Here is a 25,709-nt window from a genome sequence, read left to right as displayed (position 1 = left end):
CAGGGAGCGGGGTTTGGTGCGTGCGGCTGCAAGGCGGAGGATTGAGGCAACGTGGAGCGTTGGTGATTGACGACAACGCGGCAGATGTGCGTGCCAGACCCCGCGAGCCCGGCCTGGTCCGAACGACAGGCCCTTCAGGGGGCGTCACTTGGCCGGCACCGTCTGGACGGTGCCGGTGTGCCGGGCGCGTTCGGCGGCGAACGCCGCGAGATGGCTGCCGAGCGAGGTGGTGGGACCGGAGCGGACGGCCCCGGCGTCACCGGTGGCGACGGCGGTGACGAACGCCTCGACGAGCGCGGCGTCCCCGCCGCCGTGCCCGTCGGCCGCGTTCGAACCGGAGGCGCCGAGTTCATGGACGGTGGACTCGCCGGTCCGGAAGTCCTGCACCGTGACCCGCTCACCGTCACCGATGAGCCAGCCGTGCGAGCCGAAGATCCGGGTCTGCCGGTGCGTCTGCTCGGTGAACGCCACCATCTGGAAGGTCGCGGTCACCCCGTCCGTCAGCTGCATCGCCAGCACCTGGTGATCGACCACGTCGTTGTCGCTGCGGTACGCGCAGACGCCGTACGGCCCCTCGCGCAACGCCTGCACGAGCCCGGCCTCGTCGGACGCCTCGGTGACATGGGTGACCGGCCAGACCGCGCCCTTCTCGCGCAGCGTCGGCATGTACAACTTCAGTGCGCTGTACGGGCAGTCGGACTCGACCGCACAGTCGAGACAGCGGTCGGCGGACCCGGCCGGAGCATTCTCGGGCCGGAAGTGCTTCAGCCCGCCGAAACCGGTGACCTGTTCGATCCGTCCGCCCATGACATACGTGATCCAGTCCAGGTCGTGGCAGGACTTGGCGAGCAGCATCGGGGAGGAATCCTTCTCGCTGCGCCACGGCCCGCGCACGTAACTGTGGGCGTAGTGCCACCAGCCGACCGGCTCCAGATGGTCGAGGGAGACCAGCTGACCGAGCACGCCGGAGTCCACCACCTCCTTCACCAGGTCGGTGTAGGGGGTGTACCGCATGACATGGCACACCGCGAAGAGGACCCCGGCCCGCTCCACACCCTCGACGATCCGCCGGGTCTCGTCCTCGGTCGGGGCGAGGGGCTTCTCGGCGAGGATCGCGTATCCGGCCTCGGCCAGGGCCAGCACCGGCTCCACATGGAAACGGTCCTGGGTGGCGACGATGACGGCGTCGGCGATGCGGTTCTCGGCCAGCGGCCGCCAGTCGTCGAACTCGACGGGTGCACCGGCGGCGGCCCGCGCCGCGGGGCGCGGATCGGCGACGGCGACGAGTTCGGCGCGCTCGGGGTGCGCCTTGATCCACTCGGCGTACGTCTGACCGCGGTTGCCGGCGCCGACGAGCGCGACCCGTACGGGCCGGCCGGTGATCGGGGTATGCGTGGACACGGGGAATCCCTGGTGCTCGATGGGTTGGGGCCTTTCGTTCGGATCAGGCCGGATCAGAGAGCGGGGTCCGGTGCGTGCGATCGCAAGGCGGAGGAGGGAGCCATGGCGGAGCCGATGGGGTCTCCCCTGCTCGAGCGGAGCCGAGAGCTTGGGGAAGACCGACGACAACGCCGCGAGCGTGCGTGCCGGACCCCGCGAGCCCGGCATGATCCGAACGAGAGGTCCCGAAGTGGTCAGAAGCGCAGCGTGGCCGCGGTGTGGGCGACGCGGTCGCCCTCGTCCGGCAGCGCGGTGCGCTCGGTGCCGTCCTCCACGCAGCCGGTGTGCAGCAGATGGCTGGAGTTGCCGCCGAACGCCGCCGGCCGCAGTTCGAGCCGGCCGCCGGTGAAGGTGGAGCCGGTGGCCCGGTAGCGGTTGGGGCCCTCGGTGACCAGCACGTGGGCGGTGCCCTCGGGGGCGGTCGAGTCGAGGCCGGTGAGCTGCCAGTCGACGGTTCGTCCGGAGCCGGTACGGGCCAGCAGGGCGCCGTCCTTGTTGGTGCCGGTCAGGCGCGTTCCGTCGATGCGCAGCCGCTGGTTCTTCGCCGAGGTCAACTTGAGGCCGGTGTCGCGGAGTTCGCCGCCGAGGACGGTGATGTCGGCGTGCGCGAGCGAGACCGGGGCGGTGTCCTTGGAGCCGGTCAGGGCGCACTGGTCCAGGACGAGCGGACCGGTGCCGTTGAAGACCGCGCCGTCGACGCCCTTCAGCGTGCTGCGCTGAAGGGTGAGCGGGACGCTGACACCGGTCTGGGTTATCTCCGCGCCCGCCGCGAAGGCGAACGAGGAGTCGGCGATCACATTGGGGCGGGCGGACAGGTCCGAGGTTCGGGACACGATCAGCGGACCGGAGGCCGTACAGCCGCGCATCTGCACACCGTCGGCGTTGACCCAGAGCATTCCCGAGCCGGCCAGGGACTTCTTGCCGATGACCAGTACGTCCTCCAGCGTCAGATCGGTGATCTTGACGCGGGCCACGAACCAGGAGCAGGCGTGCCTGCGTACCGTGATCCGCTTGGCCCTGCCACCCCAGGCGGCACCGGAGTTGGCGAAGGTCATCAGGCCGGAGTTGCCGGTGTAGACGAGGTCGTGCTCGAACTGTCCGTGCGTCACGAACGGGCCCTCGTCGTCACCGTCGCCGTGGCAGTTGGTGACGTAGCAGTAGGCGGAGGCCGTGAAGTCGTTGAGATGACGGGCGTTGGACGTGTGACAGTCCTCGACGTGCCCGTACAGGCAGTAGATCTGCTGGGTGAGGTATCCGGCGCCGCCGTATGTGACGGACTTGGGGTTGGTCAGCGAGCACTGCTCGGTGCGGTAGTACGTGCACCAGCGGCGCATCACCACCGGCCAGAAGGTGCCGATGGCCTCGATTCCGGAAACGTCGCAGCGCACCGCGTACTCGTATGCCACCGGGTGCGAGCCGGTCATCTCGTCCTCGCCCCAGCCCTCGAAGACGAGGTTGCGGACGTGGGCGCGGTCGACGGGCTCGATCCGGGTCCAGGTGAGGGTGCGGCCGGCGGCCAGGTCCCAGCCGATCTGGTAGTTGACCCGGATGTGCGTCGGGTCGACGACATCGGTGACCTGGACGAGACGCTGGATCTCCTTCTCGTACTTCCCCGACAGGGCGTTGATCTCCACGGCCCACCACTGGCCGACTGAGAACTTCGCCGAGTCGCCGACCTCGAAGAGATCCGAGAGATCCGGCATCGCCGCGCTCAGGGTGTGCTCGACGGTGGTGTCGGTGACGGTGCCGCGGAAGGAGAGGACGGCGCCGAAGGGGTTGTCGTGGGTGTTCTTCTCGATGCCTTCGGTGCGCATGCGGTGGCCGCCGAAGTCGAGTTCGATGTTGGAGCGGTTCCAGAGGTGGCGTTTGGTGAACAGGAGGTCGGTGTGGGCCTCGATGCGGTGGACGCTGTTGTCGGCGATCATCGCGTCGAGGGCGGCGTCGGCGGGTTCTTCGGCGTCGAAGTGGCCGAAGGTGCGGAAGTCGAGGGTTCCGGTGTGGAGCTGGAGCCAGCGGCCGGTCTTTGTGGCGGTGGGTGCGATCACCGTTCCGCCGTTGTGCGCGGCGTCGGACTTGTGGTCCCAGCGCACGACCATCGCGCCGCCGTCGCCGGGGGCGTGGTAGCCGGCGACCAGGATCTGGGTGCCGTCGTCGAGCGGCTTGGTGTTCAGCGCGCGCAGCTCGGCGACCGTGTCGACACGCAGCACATCGCCTGCGTGCGACGGTGCGGCCTGCGCCGAGCCGGAGGCCACGGCCGAACCGGCCATGACCAGACCGGCCAGCCCCGAAGCCCGCAACAGAGTACGACGGGACGAAGCGGAGGTGTGTGGGTGCGGAACGCTCATGCGGACTTCGCCTTCCGAGAAGTGCCGAAAATGAGGGAGCGTTCCTGCGGTGGACTGCCATGAGGCGGATGGCTGAAAAGGGTCCGGCCGTCGGATGTTCACGACGCGGTGGGCAGGCGTCGGAAGCGGACCGGAAGGGGTAAATCGCCGGTGACGAACGAGCGTCACCGCGGTTGGCAGGGAACCTACGGCGGGTTACGCCGATTGGTCAAGACCCGAATCCGTCGGAATGCGATGTGTCGGTGTCGGATGTGTCGTCCTCCGCGTCGTCGACCCACCCCAGCGAGATGCTGATCCGCCGCGCCGAGTCCCGTACCTGGCCGCCCAGTTCCTGGTAGCGCCAGGCCGGCAGACCGAGCTTGAGGCCGGTGATGGAGATGGCTCCGGCGCACACCGAACGGTCGTCGAATACCGGCGCGCCGATGCAGATGATGCCCTCGGCGTCCTCCTCGTCGTCCAGGGCGTAGCCGACCCGGGCGATGTCGCGCAGATGCGAAAGGAAGGTGGCCGGGTCGGTGATCGTGCGGGACGTACGCCGGGGCAGCCCGAAACGCTCGACGACCGCGGCGGCCTCGCTCTGCGGCACGGCGGAGAGCAGCGCCTTGCCCAGGCCCGTGCAGTGCGGCAGCTCGCGCTGCCCCATCCGCAGATCGAGCCGGACGCGCTGGTCGAGCTCGACCTGGTCCACGACGACCGCATGGCCGTCCTCGGGCACGGCGAGCCTGGACGCCATGCCGGTGGTCCGGGTGAGCTCGCGCAGGACCGGGTGGGCGACCCCGCGCAGGGACACCTGGGAGCGGGCCCTGTCGCCGAGCCGGGCCAGGCTCATGCCGAGCCGGTAGCGGCGGTTCATGCCCTCGCCGTCGTCCGAGACGAGGCCGTAGGCGCGCAGGGTCTGGAGCATGCCGAAGGCGGCACTCTTGGAGATCGAGCAGGCCTGGCCGACCTCCGTGACGCTCAGGCCGTTCCCCTGTGCGGGGGCGGCGAGCGCTTCGAGGATGTCCGCTGCCCTGGCCACGCTCTTGACCCAGTACTTCGGTTCTTCTGGGGCAGCACTGTTCGTCATAGCAGAACAGCCTAGTGCCTTCGGGGAGGCCGGGAGGCGCTTTCTCCGAGAAGAAAGCCGGGGAATCGGGTTTGCCGAGCCGGAAAGGGGGTTGACCGGCCCAGGCGCCGCACGTAATATCCAGGCACTGTTCTGCTCTACAGAACAGCGTTCAGAAAAAGCGAAACACACCACCCAAGCACCACGGATCCCCCTCTTCCTGCGGCGACTGCCGGGCGGATGGCGCCAGGGACTCACAGGCCGGGCAGGGCCTGCGAAGACCGACGACTCTCGACGCAAGGAGCAAGCGATATGAGTTCAGGCCCGGTAGGCAACGAATCCGGAGCCCGACTCGCCGAGCGCGCCCGCCAGGTCGTACCCGGCGGCGTGAACAGCGGTCAGCGCAGCGTTCCCGGACTGACCGATCTGGTCGTCACCGGAACCGACGGCGCACGGTTCCGTACCGCCGACGGACGCGAGTACACCGACTTCCACTCGGCGTTCGGCCCGCCCCTGCTCGGTCACAACGACCCCGACGTGGCCCGTGCCACCGCCGAGGCCGGCGCCACCCTCGGACACATGGGCGTCGGCGTCACCGAAGGCGAGGTCCTCCTCGCCGAACAGCTCACCGAACTGATCCCGTCGATCGAGAAGGTGCTGCTCACCAGCACCGGCAGCGAGGCCACGTTCCACGCGCTGCGCGTCTCCCGCGCCGCCACCGGCCGCCGCCTGGTCGTCAAGTTCCAGGGCTGTTACCACGGCTGGCACGACGCGGTCAGCCTCAACGTCATCTCCGCCCCTTCGATGGTCGGCGCCCACGACCCGATCTCGACCGGCATCCTGCCCGAGGTCCTCGAAGCCACCCTCGTCCTGCCCTTCAACGACAGCGAGGCCGTCCGCCGCACCTTCGCCGAACACGGCTCCGACATCGCCGCCGTCATCGTCGAACCCGTCCCGCACAACGTCGGCGCGCTCCTGCCGTACCAGGAGTTCCTCACCACACTGCGCGAGGAGACCACCAGGGCCGGCAGCGTCCTGATCTTCGACGAGGTCATCACCGGCTTCCGCCACGACATCGGCGGCTGGCAGAAGATCTCCGGCATCACCCCCGACCTCACCACCCTCGGCAAGGCCATCGCCAACGGCGCCCCCGTCGGCGCGATCGGCGGCCGAGCCGACCTGATGGACCTCTTCTCCACCCGCCCCGGCGCCCCCGCCTTCTTCGCCGGTACGTACAACGGCCACCCGTCCGTCGTCGCCGCCGCCCTCGCCACCCTCCGCAAGCTGCGCGAGGAGCCGGTCCACGAGCACGTCTTCCGGCTCGGCGACCGGGTCCGCAGCGAACTGACCGGACTGTACGAGCGCCTCGGCGTCCCCGCCGTCGTCACCGGTTACGGCTCCGTCTTCGTCAGCTACTTCATGCCGGGCGAGACCCCCCGCACCTACGCGGACCTGCTGAACAACGACGCCTCGCTCTTCGTCGGCTACCGTCGGAGGCTCCTCGACCACGGCCTGTTCGAGCTGCCGCTCAACCTCAAGCGCAGCCACATCAGCTACGCCCACACCGACGCCGACGTGGACCGCCTGATCGAGGGCACCGAGGCCGCGGTCAAGGCCGTTCTCGCCGACGGTGGCGCGCGCGACCTGGAGAACACCTCCACCATGGGCGGAGCGACCCGCTGATGCTCACTGTCAACCGCACCCGCCCCGCGGGCCCCGCCGGACGGATCACCCGGGTCGAGACCCTGATGCTCGGCACCTCCTGGCGCGACTTCGGCTATGTCCGGGTCCACACCGACGAGGGCCTGTCCGGCATCGGCGAGATCACCCACCCCTACCGGGTCAGCGAGGTCTGCGCCCTCACCGAGGCCCTCGCACAGCGCCATCTCATCGGCGCCGACCCCTTCGACATCGAGGAGCTCTGGCTCCGCGTCTACCAGGGCGACTTCCTGCGCGGCGGCGACATGGGCGGCATCGCCCTCTCCGGCCTCGACCAGGCGATGTACGACCTGATGGGCAAGGCGCTCGGCGTGCCCGCATACCGGCTGACCGGCGGCGCCTGCCGGGACGAGGTACGCGTGTACGCCAACGGCTGGTACACCGGCGAACGCGAGCCCGAGACCTTCGCCGCCAAGGCGAAGGAGACCGTGGCGAAGGGCTTCACCGCCCTCAAGTTCGACCCCTTCGGCCCCGGCCTGCACGAGCTGGAGCGCGCCGAACTGCGCCGCTCCGTCGACCTGGTGGCCGCCGTCCGCGAGGCCATCGGACCGGACGTCGACCTGTTCATCGAAGGCCACGCCCGGTTCGCCATGCCGACCGCCGCCCGCCTTGTGCGGGAGCTGGAGCCCTTCGACATCGGCTGGTTCGAGGAGCCGATGCCCTGGACCCACATCGAGCGCTACGCGGAACTGCGGCAGCGCGCCGCGTTCCCCATCTCCGGCGGCGAGCACTTCCACAACCGCTACGAGTACAAGCAGCTCTTCGCCACGAACGCGGTCGACATCATCCAGCCCGACCTCTCCATGGCCGGCGGCTTCACCGAGGTCAGGAAACTCGCCGCGATCGCCGATACCCACGGCATGCTCGTGGCCCCGCACAACTCCAACTCACCGCTCTGCACCACCGTCTCGGTGCACGCGACGCTCGGCGTCCCCAACTTCAAGATCCTCGAAACCTTCGACGGACTCCTGGAGGACTACGTCTTCGACGCCCTCAAGGGCACCCTCCCGATCGTCGACGGCCGCATCGGCCTGCCGACCGCCCCGGGACTCGGTGTCGAGCTCGTCGACGAGGTCTTCGAGGAACACCCGCCCAGCCACCGCTTCTGGAACATGTTCGCGGACGGCTGGGAGAAGCGGAACCGGACATGATCGTCGACGTCCACTCACATCTCTTCCGGCACAGCCACGACTTCACCGACCCGTTCAAGTCCGACTCCGCACGCGCCCACGCGGGCGAGGTCGACCTCACGGTGAAGTGGGAGGAGTACGCAGCAACGGCGCCCGAGGGCACCCGCACGATCGTCGTCGGGGGCAAGGCGCGCCGCAGCGGCCTCTGGGTCGACGACGACGCCGTCGCCTCGTACGCCGGAGCGCACCCCGACCGGCTCATCGGCTACCTCTCCCTCGACCCCACCCAGCCCGGCTGGCAGGACGAACTCCGCTACGGCCACCAGGAACTGGGACTGCGCGGCATCAAGCTGATGCCGATGTACGCGGGCTTCGACCCGGCCGCCGAGGAGTACGACGAGCTGTACGGCTACGCCGAACGGCACGGCCTTCCGCTTCTCGTCCACACCGGCACGACCTTTGTGTCGAACGCGCCGCTGGAATGGGCGATGCCCCGCCACCTGGACGCAGTCGCCATCCGCCACCCCGAACTGCGGATGGTCCTCGCCCACCTCGGCCACCCCTTCGAGGGCGAGTGCATCGCGGTCATCCGCAAGCACCCGCATGTGTACGCGGACATCAGCGCCCTGCACTACCGGCCCTTCCAGCTCTGGCACAGCCTCCGGCTGGTCCAGGACTACGGGGTCTTCGACAAGCTGATGTTCGGCAGCGACTACCCGTTCACGACGGTCGACGACTCGGTGAAGGGGCTGCGGGAGATCGCCCGCATCCCCGGCATCCCCGGGCTGCCGCCGCTGGATGCGGACGCGGTGGAGGAGATCATCCACCGGCCGTCACTGGACCTGCTCGGCCTGAACGACTGACCGGGCCGTCCCCACAGACCTGCCGGTACGGCGCACGGGTCGCCCGCCTGTTACCCGGGCGCCGCACCGGCAGCCGGGCCGCCGCGCTCCCACCCTGTGTCCCTGCGCGGCGGCCCACCCTTCTCCGTACCTCTCCGCCTGGAGGAACCCCCGCCATGACCGCAGCCGTCCCGCCCCGCGGCAGTGACCGCTTCGACCTGACCGGCCGCACCGCGGTCGTGACCGGAGCCGCGCGGGGCCTCGGCCGGTCCTTCGCCGTCGGGCTCGCCGAGGCGGGCGCCGATCTGGTCCTCGTCGACCTGCCCGGTGCCGACGGCGTCGCCGAGACCGCGGCGGCCGTCCGGGCGCTCGGCCGACAGGTCCGCACCTACGGCCAGGACCTCGCGGACATCGACGCGCTGCCCGGCTTCGTCGATGCCGTACGCGCCGAGACAGGACCGCTGCACATCCTGGTCAACAATGCGGGAACGGCGGCACTGGAACGCTTCAACGAGATCACCCCCGCAAGCTGGTCGCACATCATGCGGGTCAACGTCGACGCCGTCTTCTTCCTCAGCCAGCGCATCGCCGAGCACATGACGGCGGACTCCGTCGCCGGCCGCATCATCACCATCACGTCGAAGAACGCCCTGGTGGCGGAGGCGGGCCTGGCCCACTACAACGCCTCCAAGGCCGCCGCCCAACTGCTCACCGAGACCCTGGCGGTCGAACTCGCCCCGCACGGCATCACCGCCAACACCCTTGCCCCCGGCATGGTCGAGACCCCCATCGACGGCGAATTCCCCTTCGACCGGGAGGCCTTCGAATCCGCGTACCGCGAGCGCATCCCACTCGGCAGATACGCACAGCCCGACGAATGCGTGGGCGCACTGCTGCTGCTCGCCTCGGATGCCGGGGCGTACCTCACCGGGGCGCGCATCGTCGTCGACGGGGGAGTCCTCGCCGACCAGATGCCGCGCATGCGATTCATGCCGCCGTACCGCAACACGATCTGACCGCGACCGACCGGTCTTCATCGAGCACGCATCGACAACGCGAGGAGTACCTCCGCCATGTCCGTCCATGCATCGTCCCCAGCCAAGTCCTCCGCTTCGTCCCGTCGTACTCTGTTGCGGGCTTCGGGGCTGGCCGGTCTGGTCATGGCCGGTTCGGCCGTGGCCTCCGGCTCGGCGCAGGCCGCACCGTCGCACGCAGGCGATGTGCTGCGTGTCGACACGGTCGCCGAGCTGCGCGCGCTGAACACCAAGCCGCTCGACGACGGCACCCAGATCCTGGTCGCCGGCTACCACGCCCCCGGCGACGGCGGCGCGATGGCCGTGCGCTGGAACAGGAAGTCCGACGCCGCGCACAACGGCGGAACGGTGATCGCACCCACCGCCACAAAGACCGGCCGCTGGCTCCAGCTCCACACCGGAACCCTCGACTTCCGCACCTTCGGCCACTTCGACGCCGAAGAACCCGCCGACGCCGCCCTCGACGCGATGATCGCCGACAACAGCGTCCACCGCATCGAGGCCCACACCGACCTCCTGTTCACCAAACGCCACCTCTGGAACCGCTCCAACATCGAACTCGACTTCGGCGGCCACCGCATGCGCACCGAAGGCATCGAGAAGAACACCCACGACAACCCCTTCGGCGCCGTCCTCTCCTTCCGCGGCACCGTCACCGACACCACCGTCGAGCACGCGCTCTCCGGCAAGGTCATCGAGCTCACCGACACCTTCCCGGTCCCCGACGCCAAGGCGTTCGAGGTCGGCCAGTGGTGGGCCGTGCAGGTCGATCCGGTCGCGGGCGGCGGCCGTGACGAACGCGAGCTGCAGAAGCTGGTCGAGATCACCGAGATCATCGACGCGGACCACATCCGGGTCGGCTACCTCAACGGCTGGGAACTCGCCGAGGGCCGCACCCTCACCTGGACCCGCATCGAGCCGGTCCAGGGCACCCACATCCGCAATCTGGTCTTCGAGGGCGCCGGCCCCGACGAGTACACCGGCTCCCACCCCGTCAGCTTCGAGTACGCCGTCGGCTGCGACGTCTCCGGGATCCATGCCACCGGCTCCTTCTGGCCGGTCATCATGCGCCGCTGGTGCACCCGGTTCCGTACCGAGGAGTGCTCCCTGAAGAACCCGCCCACCGTCGAGTACGGCGGCGCGGGCTATCTCACGCAGCAGATCTACTGCCTGTACGGGCGGGTCGCGGACTGCACGACCAGTAACGTCCGTCATCTCAACGACCTGACAGCCTCCGCCTACTGCACCGTCGTGAACTGCCACGGCGACGGCGACGACGCGGGCGGCAACCCCTTCACGACACACGGGCAGTACGAGCACGATCTGCTCTTCGACGGCAACTCCGGACTGATGGACATAGCCAACTCCGGTGCGCAGTGGGGAATTTCCGCGAAGCGGATCACCGTACGCAGACATGTCTGCTCCTGGTTCACCGCCAACACCAAGATCACCGATCTGACCCTCGAGGACATCACGGTGATCGCGCGCCCCACCTTCGACCAGGCCGGCACCCTCACCGTCAACGCCGACGGAGCCCAGGTGCGCGGCTGCACCGCCAGGACCTTCGCCGTCGCCCAGCGCTCCGCCCGCTCCGCCCGGCCGACCACCATCAGCGACTGCTCCTTCGAGCCGCCCGCGGGCGCCGTCCTCGTCCAGACTCCGGTCACCGCTCCCGTCCACTTCGTACGCTGCACCTTCAAGGGCGTCGATGGTGCGATCCTGCGCGGTGCGGGGCCCGTCCACTTCACCGACTGCACCGTCACCGGCGCCGGGAACGCGGCCCCGATCTCGGTCGGATCGGCGGATCTACGGATCGACGGCGGTAGTTACGACAACACCGGCATCGAACTCAGCGCCGTGCGCGACCAGCGGATCACCGTCACCGGCGGCACCCACCTCACCGGCAGCAACAAGGCCAAGGTGCTTCTCGGCCGCGCAGCCGGCCCCGGGAAGGTGACCTGGGACATCAACGCGCTCAGCAGCGCCGCCTCGGGACCGGACACCGCCCATGTGCGCATCGCCGACGGCACGAACCACTACGCGGCGACCGGCAGCCGCTTCACCGGCGGCACGCTCCACCTCGCCCCGGACGCACTCGATTCGACCCTGCACACCGCGTGCGTGGAGGACGGTACGAAGCGTGGCGCGATGCCCGTGAACAGCGACTCGGTGCGCACGGACGGAAATCTGACGCTGTGACCGGCATCATCAGAGCCGCGACGTCGGCCGACGATCCGGCCCTGGCCGCCCTGTGGCAGCGATGCTTCGACGCCCCGCAGATCGCCGCCCTCCATGCCCTCGACCCGGACCGCCACCGCCATACGTTCGTCGCGCAGAACGGTCCGGGGGACGGGGTCGACGCGGTCGTCGTCTACGTACCGAGGCTGATCCGTGACGCACACGGCACCCCGCAGCGGGTCGGCGGCATCGGCAGCGTCGCCACCCGTCCCGAAGCCCGGGGGCAGGGGCTGGTGCGTCGGCTGCTGGTGGAGGCGGAGCGCACCATGATGGCCGAACAGTGCGCCTGGTCCCTGCTGTTCACCGGGACGCCCGGGGTCTACCGGGGCTCGGGATGGCAGGAATTCGGCAGTGCGTACACCGAGGGGACGCTCGCGCCCCCGGCTGCCCCCGGGGCGTTCCGGGTACGCGAGGCCACCGCACAGGACGCCGTGGAGGTGGCTGCCCTGCACCATGCGTACAACGTGAACAGACCGCTCAGCTCGTTGCGGGCTCCGGAGGACTGGGCGGTGCGCGTGCCCGCCTGGTACGGCCCTGCCGGCCGGTCGTTCGTGGCTCAGGACCCCGGGTCGGGGGCGCTCGTCGGCTGGATGGTGGCCCAGCACGAGAGGCAGTGCGTGGAGGTACGCGAATTCGCGGGCGCCCCCGAGTGCCTGGGCGAGCTGTTCGCCGCCGTCGGCGAACGCGGCCGGGCCGCGGGGCTGAACCGGGCCCGGGTCCGGATTCCCGACGGCCCGGGGGTCCGGGCAGCGCTGCCGGCCCTGCTGGTGGACCCCCGGACGGTTGACGAACACGTGGGCATGGCACGCCCGTTGCACGCCACCGCCGACTCGGTCCGGGCCACGGTCACGGCGCCCGGTGCGGTCCACTGGTACGGCGACTGCTTCTGACCGGTACGGCGGCCGCTTCTACGAGTCCGGGACGCCGTCAGCGACAGGGAGTGAGCAGACAGCGCCCCACCAGCCCCGCCCCCGCGTCCATCCGCTTCCTGAACTCCTCGGCGAGCAGCGGGACATCACGCAGTCGCCACAGCGCCAGGGGCGCGGACCGGCCGCCTCACGGGCCCGTTCCGGACTCCACGAGCCGAGCAGATGGGTGAGCGGATCCGCGAGTTCCAGCAGATCGGGGCCGGGCATCAGATCCTCGCGGATCCAAGTACGCCACGGCACAGACCTGCCGAGGGTTCAGCGGAACGGGGGAACGGCTGCGACGCGCACCGCAGCGTGCCCGGCGTGCGAGCAGCCGGAAGGCCCCGCTTCGGTGCTACGCCTTGTCCGTCGGTGTCGGTTCGTCGTACGCCGACGTCCCGGAGTCCAGCAAGGGCTCCTGGGTCTTGAGGTGCGCCGGGGCGAAGGCACGGAGTACGTGATAGCCGGTGATCACCACGATCGTGCCCAGGGCGATGCCGCTCAGCTCGAAGTTGTCGGTGATCTTCAGGCTGACCCCGCCGACGCCGATGATGATGCCCGCGGCGGCCGGGACCAGGTTCAGCGGATTGCGCAGATCGACCTTGCCGTGCAGCCAGATCTGGGCACCGAGGAGGCCGATCATGCCGTACAGGATGACGGTGATGCCGCCGAGCACACCGCCGGGGATGGCGGCGACGACCGCACCGAACTTGGGGCAGAGACCGAAGAGCAGAGCGAAGCAGGCGGCGGCCCAGTACGCGGCGGTGGAGTAGACGCGGGTCGCGGCCATGACGCCGATGTTCTCCGAGTATGTGGTGTTCGGCGGGCCGCCCACCGCGGTCGACAGCATCGACGCGGCGCCGTCGGCGGCGATCGCGGTGCCCAGCTTGTCGTCCAGCGAGGCGCCGGTCATCTCGCCGACGGCCTTCACATGGCCGGCGTTCTCGGCGATCAGCGCGATGACCACCGGCAGGGCGACCAGGATCGCCGACCACTCGAAGCTCGGCGCGTGGAAGGACGGGAGCCCGATCCAGTCGGCCTTGGCGACACCCGACAGGTCGAGCCGCCAGTGGTCGACGGCCTGGGCGCCGCCCACCGGGGAGTGGATCTTGCCGAAGACCAGGTCGAGGACCCAGGACAGCACGTACCCGAAGACCAGACCCAGGAAGATCGCGATACGCGAGAAGAATCCGCGCAGGCACACCACGGCCAGTCCGGTGAAGAGCATCACCAGCAGTGCCGTCCACTGGTCCTGCGGCCAGTACGTCGACGCGGTCACCGGAGCCAGGTTGAAGCCGATCAGCATGACGACGGCTCCGGTGACCACCGGCGGCATCGCCGCATGGATGATCCGCGCGCCGAACCGCTGCACCGCGAGACCGGCGAGGAAGAGCACCACGCCGACGACGAAGACCGCACCGGTGACCACCGCGCTGCTGCCGCCGCTCGCCCGGATCGTCGCGGCGACCCCGACGAAGGAGAGTGAACAGCCGAGGTAGCTGGGCACCTGGCCGCGCGTGGCCAGCAGGAAGATGGCCGTCGCGACACCCGACATCATGATCGCCAGGTTCGGGTCCAGGCCCATGAGCACCGGGGCGACGAATGTCGTGCCGCCCTTTCCATGATGAGATGCCGTCGCCGGCGCGGTCACAGGACCGGGGACGTGGGAGGGAACGACGATGGCAGGCACCGAAACGGGGTGTCCGCGACGAGCGCTGATCTACATCCGGGTCAGTACGGCCAGGGACGACATGATCAGCCCGGAACTGCAGCAGTACCAGGGCGAGACGCTTGCCGCCAAGGAGGGCATGCAGTTGGTGGGGAAGCCCATCATGGACCTGGGCAAGACAGGGCGTTCCTTCGGCGAACGCCAGATTTCCAAGATCATCGGGATGGCTGAGCGAGAGGAATTCGACGTCCTCATCCTGTGGGTCTGGTCGCGCTTCGGCCGGAACATGAAGGACTCCCTGACCAACCTTGACCGGCTCACCGAGCTGGGTATCGAAGTCCGTGCGGTCAAGGAGGACTTCGACGGGAGGACGAACATCGGCCGCTTCGCGATCCGGCAGATGCTCAACATCGCTGAGCTGTTCAGCGATCAGCAGGCCGACGTGTGGAAGGAATCCATAGCCCGACGCCGACGCAAGGGACTTCCGCACGCGAACCAGGGGCGATTCGGCTACTACCGGTGCGACACCTGCCCTCCCCGGAAGCCGGGTGTACCGCTGGAGACCTGCCCGGCGTGCAAGGAGGGCATACTCAAGGTCGATCCGGTGCTGGGGCCCAGGCTGGCCGATGCCTGGCGGTGGCTGGCCGCCGGTGAGTTCATCGCTCACATCACGCACGAGTGGTACGCGGAAGGTGTCGTCGATCCGTCCTCGGGTAAGCCCGTGACGCCCGGGCGCCTGTACGACATCCTCGACTCGGGCTTCGGCCTCGGCTTCGTGCGCCACCGGCTGCCGGAGCAACAGCACGTCCTGCGAAACGACAAGGACGGAGTCAAGCGCCGGGGACGCAACAGGTCGCGCAGGCCGGAGACGTTCGGACTGTACTTGCCGGGCGGGCACGAACCCGTGATCAGCGACCGCGCTGAGTGCGAGCGTGTCGGGGACGCCTATCTCGACCGCCGTGGTGATTCGCCGAAGACGTCAGCCCGTGAGCGGGGAGAGATCCGGTACTCGACGACCGGGTTGGTCTTCTGCGCGGCCTGCGGGGGCTCGATGCACGCCCTGCTCCGGGCGAAGAAGATCCGGAAACCCCCGATCGACGGCCGTCCCGATCCGTTCGACGTCACATGGCGGTGCCGCCAGTACGCCGAACTCGGTTCTTGCCGCGGATCCGGGTACGGAAATCTGGAACACATCGAAGTCCGTGTACTTGACTGGCTCAAGGAGAATGCCAAGGGAGGCCAGGACATGGAGACGCGTGTCCGCCGGAGCCAGTCGGCGCTGAAGCCGAATGACTCGGCAGCCCAGCTCACCGGCCTTGAACGGGAACTGGAACGGTTGGTGCGTCAGGAGGACAAGCTCACCGACAGCCTGGTGGATGGCTTGATCAACGAGGACGCCGCCCGCCGCAAGCAGGAGCGGATCAACGCTCGTCGCGAGGAGCTTGAGACGGAGCGTCAGCAGCTCTCCAAGCGTCGAGAGCGCATGGTTTCCCAGCCCCGTGCCGTGGCCTTCAAGAGCTTGGTGGACGAGTGGGAACAGGCGACCCCGAACGCCCGGAACAAGCTGATCAAGACGGTTGTGCGTGGGATTTACGTCCGTAAGGGGCGCGGATTGCCGCTGAACGAGAAGTACCGGATCGTTCCCATGTGGGAGGCGCGCCCCGTGGCAGCGCCTTCTACTGCTGGCGCTGTGCTGTAGGGCTACCTTGACGCGGGTGTTTCATGCTTGGCCTGCGCACTGCCTGATCCGGACTCCTGTCGCGTCACCACTACAGCGGCCAAGACGTCCCAGAACGCCTCCCAGCAGTCATCTTCGCTCGGCATCGGAGTGTGTGCGGCGTTCATCGGATGCGGATACCTCCGGGGCGTCATTGGAGCCACCAGCTGCAGACACGGCTGGTGGCTTTGGAGGGATCACCATGTCGATGACGGGCGATTTCGCCCTGCAGTCAATCCGTGGTATCTATCTTCGTCTTGACATCGTTTCTTATGGCGCGATCGCGCGTTGAACCGTGCATGAGGAACTGGTTGAGCGGTTGGTACCGGACGAGTTGCGGGCTCTGTTCCAGCGGGTGGTGCAGCCCGTCGAGGTGAAGCGTCCGCAGGGCGGGTTGTGTGAAAGCGCGGGCGCAACCAGCGAACCGGCCCACTGGACAACGGTCATGGTCAAGAAGCGCCGCAAATCCTTTGTGGTGTGCGCTGATTTCCACGGTCTCATCCACCAGAGGGCAACCGCCGCAACATTCACAAAATGATCGCTGGAGAGCCGGATGCCTGGAAACCGGGCATGTCCGGTTCGGAGGGAGGCCGCACGGAAAAGGTCCTGTTCATTGACAGGAACCTTGCCGTGCGGCCCACCTACCCAGAGCGCGGAGAACGAATGCGGCCTGGACCAGTACGAAGTCCGCCGCTACGTCGGCTGGCACCGCCACATCACCCTCGCCGTGCTCGCCCACCCGTTCCTGACCGTCCCCGCCGCCCAGGAACGGCAAAAAGGAGGGAGCCGACCATGACACGCCCGGCCTCGTGGACCTCGCGCTGGCCGAAATTCGCCGTCTACTGGCAACTACCCACCCGCGTCAACGTTGGCGAACGTCCCGACGGAGAGCTGTTCTTGGTGCCGGAGTGCCTCCGGGCGCGAGGTCACTGGACCGCATCGCAGAGGGCGTTCGACCTGCTCGGGGGGAAGCTCCCGGCCGCGGCCGCCGAAGGAGCGAGCGTCCGCGTGATCATCCGCGTACCGAAGGGCACGCCACCACTTCCCCGTCCCCAGCTCTCGCGTTCCTGCCCGAACATGCTTTGCAAGGGACAGAATTGCGGGCATGTTGAGTCAAGATGATCTGGAGCAGTCCATCCGCGCGCTCTCCGACGACGAGGCCATCCGTGCGCTGACGGCGCTGGCGGAGGAGCGCGGGCTGCTCCCCGCCGCGCACCGGTTTTCTCCGGAGGGCGGTGGGCTGAAGGCCGGGGTGGACGCCGTGGAGCTGGAGCGGTACTTAGATCCGGGGCAACCCGAGGTGTCAGGCGGGGAGTTGGCGCGCCGAGTACTGGAGTACGCGGTGGCCCTGCGCGAGGACCTGGCGGATACGGTAGGCGAGGCGGTCGCGTACGCGCGGTCGCCCATGGACCGGCTCGACCCCGTCACGCTCCCGGTCGCCGCGCTCGCCGTCACGCTGCTGCAGACCGAGGTGGTGGTGAAGCGGGATCCGCATGGGAGGTGGAGCCTGACCATCCACAAGCGGGCCTTGCGGGACTCCACTCTCGGTCGGGTCCTGACGGCCCTGCTCTCGCAGATCACCAGCGGCAAGTAGCCAGCGGACCGGGACGGGGTGCGGGATGAATGTGTCGGCGAGGGTGCCGTACGCGTGGCGCTGCGAGGAATGTGCCCAGGAGCGCCGGGCTCCGATCTGGCGGGTCATCGACGCGCGTGAGCAGGCCGACGTCCTGGCGGCCCCCGCCCCGGGCGTCTCCTGGGTGGACTGCCCCGTCTGCGGTACGAGGACGCACATCGAGGCGCCGCTGCTGGTCCTGCGTCCGGGCGGGGTGGCGCCCCTGCTGCTCGCGGTCCCGGTCGCGGAGCTCCAGCACGATCCGCCGCAGTCCGCGGCACCCCTGCTGGAGGAGGCCGGGCGGGCCGGGGCCTTCCTCGGCGGTGCCTTCGCCGGGCGGGTGATCCCGCTGCCGCGCAGGTTGCTCCCGTTCGTCCTGGCCCGCGACCTCCAACGGGACCTGGAGGACCCCGAGGCGGCATGCCGGCAGTTGCAGCCGGAGGGGGCGCCGACGGTCGCGAACTACAGGATCTTCCTCCAGTACCTCGGGGAGGAACAGGGTGACACTCGGGTGGGGAAGCTCCTGGCCGCGACGCTGGGCAGTCTGCCGGACGACCTAGCGGAGCTCGTCCGCTCGCACCCGGAACTGACGGACGGCACCAGGGTGCGCGACGCGGGGCGCGCGGAGCTCCGCGAGGCTGAGGGCACGCCGCTTGAAGAGGTGATGGGCATCCGTCAGCAGCTCCTGGACGAACTGTGCGACGGCCGGACGCCTTCGGCGGCGGCGATCCGCCGCTACTCCGAAGCCTGGGTCCACTTCGACGCCGGTCTGCGGTCACGGCTGCGCGCGATGTACCTCGAGGCCCGGAACACCGACGGGCTGGAGGGCATCCCGCTCGCCCGTGAGGCTCTGGCGCTCGCCGCCGGACTGGGTGAGGAGGAGATGGAGACCGAGCTCGCCGCGCTGCTCGGCAGACACCTGGTGCACGCGGTGCAGGGTGGGCTCGATGCCGATCCGTCCGAGGCGGTCCAGGTCCTCGAACGGGCACTGCGCCGGCTGCCCGAAGGAAGTCTGCAGTGGGTAGAGGTGGCGAACAACCTCGCCAGTGCGCACCACCTGCGTGATGACGGCGACCGGCTGGAGACGTGGGAGGCGGCGCGCGACCTGCTGGCGCGCGCGACCGTACTGGACCGCCGTGAGCATCCTGAGTTCTGGGCACGGGTCCAGACCAATTACGGGCTGCTCCTGTCGGAACGGCCGGGTGGCGGCCCTGAGGACCTCACCCTGGGCATCGAGCACATCAAGGCCGGGCTGGAGGAGCGCTCCCCCCAGCGTGACCGGGGCGACTGGGCCTACTCGATGGTCAACCTCGGCCTGCTGCTGTACCGCCGAGCCGGGGCGGAGGACCTGCGGCAGGCGGAGCGGTGCTATCGGGAGGCCCTGCGGTACCTCGGCGCCGGTGACAACGCGGCGCTGTGGTCCCGGATCCAGTGCAATCTGGCCGACCTGCTGCTGTCCCGGGATCCCGTCGACGCGCACGGCGCCAGAGAAGCGGCGACCGCGGCGCTCGGCCTGTCCGCCGCGCGCCCTGGCTTCCTCGACACCGGCCGCATCACCTGGCTGTTGGCCCGGGCCAGTGATCACCTCGACGGCCCGGGCAGCGCGGGGAGCGAACGGCTGCGCCTCAAGGCCCTGGCGGCGACACCGCCCGCGGTGTCGCCGTCCCTGCACCTCGGCATCGCCCGGGAACTGCTCCACGCCTACGCCTCGGCGGAACGCTGGAGCGAGGCGGCCGATGTCGCGTCGCACATGGTGATCGCCGTGAACGCGCTCTACGACGCCCAGGTCACCGGAGCCGGACGCCGGAGCGTACTCGCCCAGGTGACCACGATCGCCCGCTGGGCCGCCTTCCTGCTGGCCAGGGCGGGGCGCCCGGAGCGCGCAGTCGAGGCCATCGAAAGCGGACTGGCCTGCGAGCTCTCGGTAGTGGCCGGGCGGGGAGCGGCGGACCTGGAAGCCCTTGAGCAGACCGATCCGGCCACGGCCCGCCGCTACCGGCTGGCGCGGGCCCGGTACCGCTCCACGGCCGGCGTGGCGACTCAGGCGGCGACTGGCGGCCCCGCTTTCACGGCGCGTGAGGAGGCCGAGGCCGAACGCGGTGTGCGCACGGCGATCGAGGAGATCCGCGCGATCCCGAGCTTCGAACGCTTCCTGCGCACCAGCGAGCTGGAGGACATCGTCCGGGCGGCAGGCGGTAGCCCGCTGGCCTATCTGGTGAATGCGCCCTGGGGCAGCTATGTCCTCGCGCTACCCCGTACACCGGGCGCGCGGCCCGCCGTACGGGCCGTTCCCGTTCCCGAGGTGAGCAGCGAGTCCGTAACCCGCCTCCTGGTCATGGATCCGGCCGACAACACCCTGGGGCTGCTCCTGGCACAGGAGGGCGGAGCGCTCCGGCGTAGGCGTCAGCTCCCGCAAGCCTTGGACCGGCTCGCCGCCCTCGCACCGCTCCTACGGCCGGTCGCGCGGCTCCTTGCGGACGACCCGGGGCACGAGGCTGTCGTCGTTCCGACCGGTCTGCTGGGCGTGGTGCCGCTGCACGCCGTGCCGCTCGGGGTGGAAGGCGTACTCGACGACCTCGGTACCCTGGTCGTCTCCCCGTCCGCCGCGGTGTACGCGGCGTGCCGCTCCGTGGCCGCACGGCCGCCGCAGAGTGTGCCCCGCCTGGTGGCCGTGGCCGACCCCGACGGTTCGCTCCCCGGCAGCCGCGCCGAACTCGCCGAAATCCGTACACTGTTCGAAGAGAGCCGTTGCGCGGTGGGGTCTGAAGCCACCGTGGGCTGGGTGCTCGGCCATCTTGCCGAGGCCTCGTACCTGCACCTCAGCTGCCACGGCAGCGGCGGGTTCGACGGCGTGGGCGGCTCCCTCGCCCTGGCCGACGGCCGCCTGAACATGGACACCCTGGTCCATCGGCAACTGCCCGCCTGCAGACTGGCCGTGGCCAGCGCATGCCAGTCGGGCCACTACGCGATGGCGGAGGCTCCGGACGAGTTCCGCGGGCTTCCGGCCGGCTTCCTCCAGACCGGGGTGGCCTGCGCGGTGGCCGGGCTGTGGCAGGTGGACGACATGGTGACCGCGTTGCTGATGACACGCTTCTACGAGCTGATCTCTCCCGCACACGGTGCCGACGGCGTTCCCCCGGTGTCGGCACTGCGCCGGGCACGCGGGTGGTTGCGCCGTCTCACCTGGGAGGAGCTCGCACAATACACAGCCGCCCGTCCGCATCTGGCGGCCCTGACCGAGCGGTACACCGCTCGGCCGACGACCGACGAGTGCCCTTTCGCATCGCCGGTCCACTGGGCCGCGTTCACCGCATGGGGGGTCTGAGTGCTCCGCGCCGGGCCCCTGTCAGTTCCTCTGCGTCGGCCCGTTCGAGTCGAGCGTGTACTGGGCGACGGGGCCGAAGGGTGATTGCGGGGTGTTGACCTGCATCATCGTGTATCGCCCGCCTACGAGGCCCGTGAGGGTCACAGTGGCCGGGTAGTGGACCTCTCTGCCGTTCGCGCAGTTGGGCTGGCAGATGACAGCCGACTCCTGCCCGCTGGCTTGGGCGGTGGACTGCCCCCAGTTTGACCAGGTCAGACCCTCGAGCCCGCCATTCCCGTCTCCGCAGTGGAGCAGGAGTGATTTGGGCTCGGCCAGGTACTCCCCGAAGCAGTTTGCGATCGCGGCGGGCCGCGTGCTCTGCCGTGTGGCGGCCGTCGTCGGCGGCTGCGCGGAGGGTTCCGTGACGGGGGAGGGCTCGGCAGGCGGGGTCGGTTCGGCGGTTGTCTGCCGGGGTGCCTCGGTGATGGGGTCAGCGGTCGGGAGGGCGGACGTCGAGGTGGCCGGCTCCTCGGCTGGCGGCGGGGACGCCGTGACGGTGGTTTTGGGGTCGGCGATGGTGTCGGTTCCGCTGTCGTAGCCGGACACGAGGGCGATGGCGGTGGCGGCGATCACGATGCCGATGGCGATGCCCGCGCCGACGGCGCGCCCGCGCCAGGCCGGTGCGGGCGGGGACGCCGGCTTCGTCGGAATGCCCGCGTGCGGCGGGGGCTTGTCGACGACCTCCGCGGCGGACTCCGGGATGGCCGGCCGTCTGCGCAACTCGTCCCGGAGCCGCTCGATTTCCGCCTGCTGCTCGGCGATCAGCTCGTGTACCTCCAGCGGCCAGGGGCGCGCCGAGGGCGTGAGCCGGCCGATGGCTTCCAGCAGTTGGGCCGCGCTCGGCCGGGCAGCGGGGTCCTTGGCCAGGCAGCCGGCCGCGATCGGGCGGATCTTCTCCGGGAGCCTGCTGAGATCGGGCTCGGTGTGTACGACGTTGTATAAGGTCTGCGGCAGGGAGGGTCCGACGAACGGGCACTCGCCGGTGCATGCCATGACCAGCACCGTCCCGAGGGAGAAGATGTCGCTGGCTGGTTCCAGCGGCTCACCTTGGGCCTGCTCCGGGGACATGAACCCGGGTGAGCCGACCAGCCAGCCCGCGGTTGTCAGCTCGCTGCCGTCCTCGCTGTCGGCCGCCCGGGCGATGCCGAAATCGATCACTCGGGGCCCGTCGTCGGCTAGAAGTACGTTGGACGGTTTCAGATCCCGGTGCACCAAGCCGGCCCGGTGGATGGTGGTCAGGGCCGAGGCCAGTCCCACGGCCATCCGCAGAGCCGATTCCTCGGGCAGTGCGCCGACGGCCGCCACGGCTTGCTGTAGCGAGGGGCCGGGGACGAACACAGACGTCAGCCACGGTTCGGGGGCGTCCGCATCCGCGTCGGTGATCGCGGACGTGTACTTTCCGGAGACCTTGCGGGAGGCTTCCACCTCTCGGCGGAACCGTGCGCGGAATCCGTCGTCCTCGACGAACTGCGCCCGTACCTGCTTCAGCGCGACCAACTGCCCGCCCGGGTCACTGCTCAGCAGGACACGGCCCATGCCGCCCCGGCCGAGCTCCGCGATCGTCCGATACCTTCCGACCGTCACCGGGTCGGTGTCCGCTAATCGTTTCACTCTGTCCCCCGCATCAGAAGAACCGTCAGGACCGAGTCTCGGCGCCCCACGCAGCCCACCGCAAGACACTGGGGCTCCCGCACGCCGCGCGCGCATTACTCGGCGAGATCGCTCTGGCCGCCTCGCACAGCGACAGTTTCCTCGGCACCCGCTGCAAACGCCTGGTCAAACGGTGCGATCGCCCCAAGGCCCTGGTCGCCGTCGCCCGCTCAATCCTCGTCACTGTCCGGCATCTGGCCAACAACCCGGGCACCGTCAAAAATGCCCTCGGCGCCGACTACCACCAGCACCTCATCGACCCGGCCCGCCACACCCGCGACCTGGTCCGCCAACTCAAGGCCCTCAGCCATGACGTGGGTGGGGTGGTGGGCTGTCAGGTGGTCGACCGGGTGGGCGCCTGCTGTGGAGTCGTGGACGCTGGCGGCGGTGACGAGGACGGTCAGGAGAAGGTCGAGCGTGCATGCGACCAGACCGGACCGCATCACGTACAGCGGCACCCGCAGAAGACATGCCCCCAGCACACAGCAAACGTCCTGTACAGCGGCGAAGTCACCGGAAAACAGATGGCCGCCCACCTCGTCGGGAGCTGGGACGGCTTCGCCCCTGACCCCGGACGAGACAGCAGCCCCGACCCCGACCCCAAGGTCACCCTCGCCCGCCTCGCCGCCGCGTTGGACCTGCGCGTCAAGCAGGCCGGCACCACGGCACCGGCCGAGCACGTCTGGCACTGCTCGGTCCGCACCGACCCCGGCGACCGGACCCTGACCGACGCCGAGTGGAACACCGTCGCCCGCCGCTTGGTCCACGCCGTCAACCTCGCCCCCGAAGGTGACCCGGACGGCTGCCGCTGGGTCGCCGTGCGGCACGCGGACGACCACATCCACATCCTGGCCACCATGGTCCGAGGCGACCTTCGCCGCCCCAGGATGAACTACGACTTCAAGAAGGCCCAGGCCGAATGTCGTCGCATCGAGAAGGAGATGGGCCTGCGCCAACTCAAACCCGGCGACGGCACCGGAGCCAAGACCCCCACCAGCGCCGAACGCTTCAAGGCCGAGCGCACCGGCCGCACCGAGGCCCCACGCGAGACGCTCCGCGAAGCCGTCCGCCAAGCCCTCGCCGGAGCCGCCACCGAAGAAGAGTTCTTCACCCGGCTGCGCGAGGCGGGCCTGCGCGTGAAGATGCGAAACGCCCCGTCCGGCGACGCCATCGGCTACAACGTCGCACTCCCCGGCGACCGCAACCGCGAGGGCAAACCGATCTGGTACCCCGGCTCCAAGCTGGCCCCCGACCTCTCACTCCCCAAGATCCGCCACCGTCTGGCCGACGGCACCGCCGACCAGACGACGCAGTCGGCGGCCACAGGCGGCCGACCGGACTGGTCCCCGCCTGCCCGGGAACGACGCAACGCCACCGGCATCGCCGAGCGCGCCGTCATCCTGCTCGACAGCGACGAAGATGAAGCCGCAGCCCAACTGGTAGGGGTAGGCGAACTCCTGGACGCGGTCGCGCAGACCTCCCCGGTCGCCACCCGCGCCGAGCTGGGTGCAGCCGCCCGCGCCTTCGAGCGTGCCACCCGCAGTCACGTCCGAGCGGAGCGCGCCGACACCCGGGCGATCCGCTCGGCGGCCCGGGGCATCATCCAGACCGGCAGCGCTCTCGGCCGGGGCGAGGACGGTGGCACCACCGTCATGCTCGTCTCCACCTTGGTCCTGGTCGCCCTCGCCGCCGCCCGCTGGCACTCCGCTCGTGGACATGCCCAGCAGGCCCACGCCTCCCGACAGACCGCCGAGCATCTGCGAGCCGCCTACCGCCAGGCCGCCGCCACGCCCATGCGGGCACTGCGCGAACAAGGCCGCGCCCTGCCCGAAGCCGAACGCCGAACCCACGAGGCCACCATCCGTGCAGCACTGCCGGAAGAGGGGCTGCGAGCAGACAGCTCGTCGACGAAGACCGACGCCCTGGCCGCCACCCTTGCCCAGGCCGAGCGGTCAGGCCACGACCCCAAGGCCCTCCTGCGGCAAGCCATCGACATGCGCGAACTCGACACCGCCGAGGACGTGAACGACGTCCTGGTATGGCGCCTGCGCCGACTCGCCGAGCTCCCCGCTCACCCGGGCGAAGCGACCCGCCGCCCGCAGGCCGACACCAAGTCCTCGGCCAACCGCACCAGCAACCGGACGGCACCCACGGCCGCAGCTCGCCCCGCCGCCTCCGACCCGCGTAACCGCCCACCGCGCCGCTGACAGAGCCGGGCAGGCCGGTAACCGGCCCGCTCGACTCCGCGAAACCCCTGGACAACCGGTTTCACCGGCTGTTACGGATGAAAACAGAACGACCTCGACCGGGAGATGACGCTCGTGCTCAGAACCACCAACCGCCCCGCAGAGCCGACACCCGTGCTGCCCGTCCTCCCCGCCGGCACCGATCCCCTGCTGCAACTCGAGTACGAGACGCAGCCGCCCAGCGGCCCCGGCGCGACGCGCTGCCTCAGCCACCCCCGCGAACTGGCCCTTCGCGGGATCCCCGTGATGTGCACGGCCTGCCGTGCCCGGCGCGACTGGCTGCTCATCAACCACGGCCGAAACGCCTGGTTCTGCTGCCGCTGTAGCAACCAGTGGCTCGAACCCGAGATCAGCCGTGCCGACTTCGACGCCCTGATCGCTATCCCGGACGGGACGACCTACCCCAGCGTCGAGCAGGGCCTCGCCGCGCTCGGCTTCGATGGGGCCTTCGCCGGCACCTACCTGGATTAGGCGAGCGGAGTACCAAACGCCGAGGAGCGCAACCGACGTGTCGGTTGCGCTCCTCGGCGCTGCAAGATGGTCAGCCGCGGTTGCCGTTCTTCGGCAGCTCGCCCCGGAAGTCGCACCCGAGGTATTCGTCCTCGCCCTGGATATGCCCCTCTTACCAGCCGTGGACGGCCGCGTACACGATCGCGTCCTTCACTGAGGCTTCGCCGGTGTGGACCGATGAGATGGCGTTGCCGAGCGTGGACTCCGGCCCGAGCTCCTTCCGTACTCAAGAGGACGGGA

18 protein-coding genes and 2 pseudogenes are annotated in these 25,709 nt (G+C 69.7%); 13 read left to right on the top strand and 7 right to left on the bottom strand.

From position 1 onward, the window contains the following. Positions 1-144 precede the first annotated feature (144 nt). The 3 genes from ACIPEK_RS28445 to ACIPEK_RS28435 all read right to left on the bottom strand — a co-directional run bounded on the left by ACIPEK_RS28445 (position 145) and on the right by ACIPEK_RS28435 (position 4,851). On the bottom strand, positions 145-1,401 hold the full coding sequence (locus ACIPEK_RS28445) for a Gfo/Idh/MocA family protein (RefSeq protein ID WP_402001589.1): 1,257 nt from the start codon (positions 1,399-1,401) through the stop codon (positions 145-147). 233 nt (positions 1,402-1,634) lie between these two features. After that, positions 1,635-3,785, bottom strand: coding sequence for a peptidase C14 (locus tag ACIPEK_RS28440; RefSeq protein ID WP_402001586.1), 2,151 nt, complete (start codon positions 3,783-3,785; stop codon positions 1,635-1,637). Positions 3,786-3,993: 208 nt separating this feature from the next. Beyond that, the gene (locus ACIPEK_RS28435) at positions 3,994-4,851 is read right to left on the bottom strand and encodes an IclR family transcriptional regulator (protein ID WP_402001583.1); all 858 of its coding nucleotides are present in this window, start codon (positions 4,849-4,851) and stop codon (positions 3,994-3,996) included. Positions 4,852-5,142: 291 nt separating this feature from the next. Here ACIPEK_RS28435 and ACIPEK_RS28430 point away from each other — a divergent pair, with 291 nt between their 5' ends. The 6 genes from ACIPEK_RS28430 to ACIPEK_RS28405 all read left to right on the top strand — a co-directional run bounded on the left by ACIPEK_RS28430 (position 5,143) and on the right by ACIPEK_RS28405 (position 12,683). Next, on the top strand, positions 5,143-6,513 hold the full coding sequence (locus ACIPEK_RS28430; protein ID WP_383082402.1) for an aspartate aminotransferase family protein: 1,371 nt from the start codon (positions 5,143-5,145) through the stop codon (positions 6,511-6,513). After that, a complete protein-coding gene (locus tag ACIPEK_RS28425) occupies positions 6,513-7,700 on the top strand; it encodes a mandelate racemase/muconate lactonizing enzyme family protein (protein ID WP_383082405.1) in 1,188 nt (395 codons plus the stop codon). Before ACIPEK_RS28430 ends, ACIPEK_RS28425 begins: the two co-directional genes overlap by 1 nt. Next, entirely contained in the window at positions 7,697-8,542 is an 846-nt protein-coding gene (locus tag ACIPEK_RS28420; RefSeq protein WP_402001578.1) for an amidohydrolase family protein, read from the top strand. The genes ACIPEK_RS28425 and ACIPEK_RS28420 overlap by 4 nt, the downstream gene beginning before the upstream one ends. 155 nt (positions 8,543-8,697) lie before the next feature. Then, positions 8,698-9,537, top strand: a complete 840-nt coding sequence (locus tag ACIPEK_RS28415; RefSeq protein ID WP_402001575.1) for an SDR family NAD(P)-dependent oxidoreductase — start codon at positions 8,698-8,700, stop codon at positions 9,535-9,537. Positions 9,538-9,594: 57 nt separating this feature from the next. Beyond that, positions 9,595-11,754: a peptidase C14 gene (locus tag ACIPEK_RS28410; RefSeq protein WP_402001572.1), complete on the top strand. Its 2,160-nt coding sequence runs from the start codon at positions 9,595-9,597 to the stop codon at positions 11,752-11,754. Beyond that, complete coding sequence (locus tag ACIPEK_RS28405) at positions 11,751-12,683, top strand: GNAT family N-acetyltransferase (RefSeq protein ID WP_402001569.1); 933 nt, start codon at positions 11,751-11,753, stop codon at positions 12,681-12,683. The genes ACIPEK_RS28410 and ACIPEK_RS28405 overlap by 4 nt, the downstream gene beginning before the upstream one ends. A 37-nt stretch (positions 12,684-12,720) precedes the next feature. On the opposite strand, the pseudogene ACIPEK_RS28400 reads toward ACIPEK_RS28405, so the two are convergent. Together ACIPEK_RS28400 and ACIPEK_RS28395 are read right to left on the bottom strand one after the other, a co-directional pair. Further along, positions 12,721-12,944 (bottom strand): annotated as a pseudogene (locus ACIPEK_RS28400) (DUF5995 family protein); the annotation flags it as partial. 112 nt (positions 12,945-13,056) lie between these two features. Next, on the bottom strand, positions 13,057-14,352 hold the full coding sequence (locus ACIPEK_RS28395) for a uracil-xanthine permease family protein (protein ID WP_402001840.1): 1,296 nt from the start codon (positions 14,350-14,352) through the stop codon (positions 13,057-13,059). Between the two features lie 28 nt (positions 14,353-14,380). Between ACIPEK_RS28395 and ACIPEK_RS28390 the strand changes: the two genes are divergently transcribed. From ACIPEK_RS28390 to ACIPEK_RS28370, 5 genes and pseudogenes are all read left to right on the top strand, one after another. Next, entirely contained in the window at positions 14,381-16,069 is a 1,689-nt protein-coding gene (locus tag ACIPEK_RS28390; protein WP_402001566.1) for a recombinase family protein, read from the top strand. 313 nt (positions 16,070-16,382) lie between these two features. Next, entirely contained in the window at positions 16,383-16,625 is a 243-nt protein-coding gene (locus tag ACIPEK_RS28385; RefSeq protein WP_402001563.1) for a hypothetical protein, read from the top strand. A 108-nt stretch (positions 16,626-16,733) separates the two neighbouring features. Then, positions 16,734-16,883, top strand: a pseudogene (locus ACIPEK_RS28380) (IS701 family transposase); the annotation flags it as partial. A gap of 309 nt (positions 16,884-17,192) precedes the next feature. Continuing rightward, positions 17,193-17,681: a hypothetical protein gene (locus ACIPEK_RS28375; RefSeq protein WP_402001560.1), complete on the top strand. Its 489-nt coding sequence runs from the start codon at positions 17,193-17,195 to the stop codon at positions 17,679-17,681. Between the two features lie 25 nt (positions 17,682-17,706). Further along, positions 17,707-21,024, top strand: coding sequence for a CHAT domain-containing protein (locus ACIPEK_RS28370; RefSeq protein ID WP_402001557.1), 3,318 nt, complete (start codon positions 17,707-17,709; stop codon positions 21,022-21,024). Between the two features lie 21 nt (positions 21,025-21,045). On the opposite strand, the gene ACIPEK_RS28365 is transcribed toward ACIPEK_RS28370, so the two are convergent. Beyond that, on the bottom strand, positions 21,046-22,647 hold the full coding sequence (locus ACIPEK_RS28365; RefSeq protein WP_402001554.1) for a protein kinase: 1,602 nt from the start codon (positions 22,645-22,647) through the stop codon (positions 21,046-21,048). Between the two features lie 236 nt (positions 22,648-22,883). Continuing rightward, positions 22,884-23,195, bottom strand: a complete 312-nt coding sequence (locus ACIPEK_RS28360; RefSeq protein ID WP_402001551.1) for a hypothetical protein — start codon at positions 23,193-23,195, stop codon at positions 22,884-22,886. Positions 23,196-23,237: 42 nt separating this feature from the next. Between ACIPEK_RS28360 and ACIPEK_RS28355 the strand changes: the two genes are divergently transcribed. Further along, positions 23,238-24,920, top strand: a complete 1,683-nt coding sequence (locus ACIPEK_RS28355; RefSeq protein WP_402001548.1) for a relaxase/mobilization nuclease domain-containing protein — start codon at positions 23,238-23,240, stop codon at positions 24,918-24,920. A gap of 105 nt (positions 24,921-25,025) precedes the next feature. After that, on the top strand, positions 25,026-25,430 hold the full coding sequence (locus ACIPEK_RS28350) for a hypothetical protein (RefSeq protein ID WP_402001545.1): 405 nt from the start codon (positions 25,026-25,028) through the stop codon (positions 25,428-25,430). Positions 25,431-25,709: the final 279 nt, after the last annotated feature.

It is taken from the genome of Streptomyces sp. NPDC088246, from assembly GCF_044741025.1.
Classification (GTDB): Bacteria; Actinomycetota; Actinomycetes; order Streptomycetales; family Streptomycetaceae; genus Streptomyces.
This window is presented reverse-complemented; position numbering and strand designations above follow the sequence as displayed.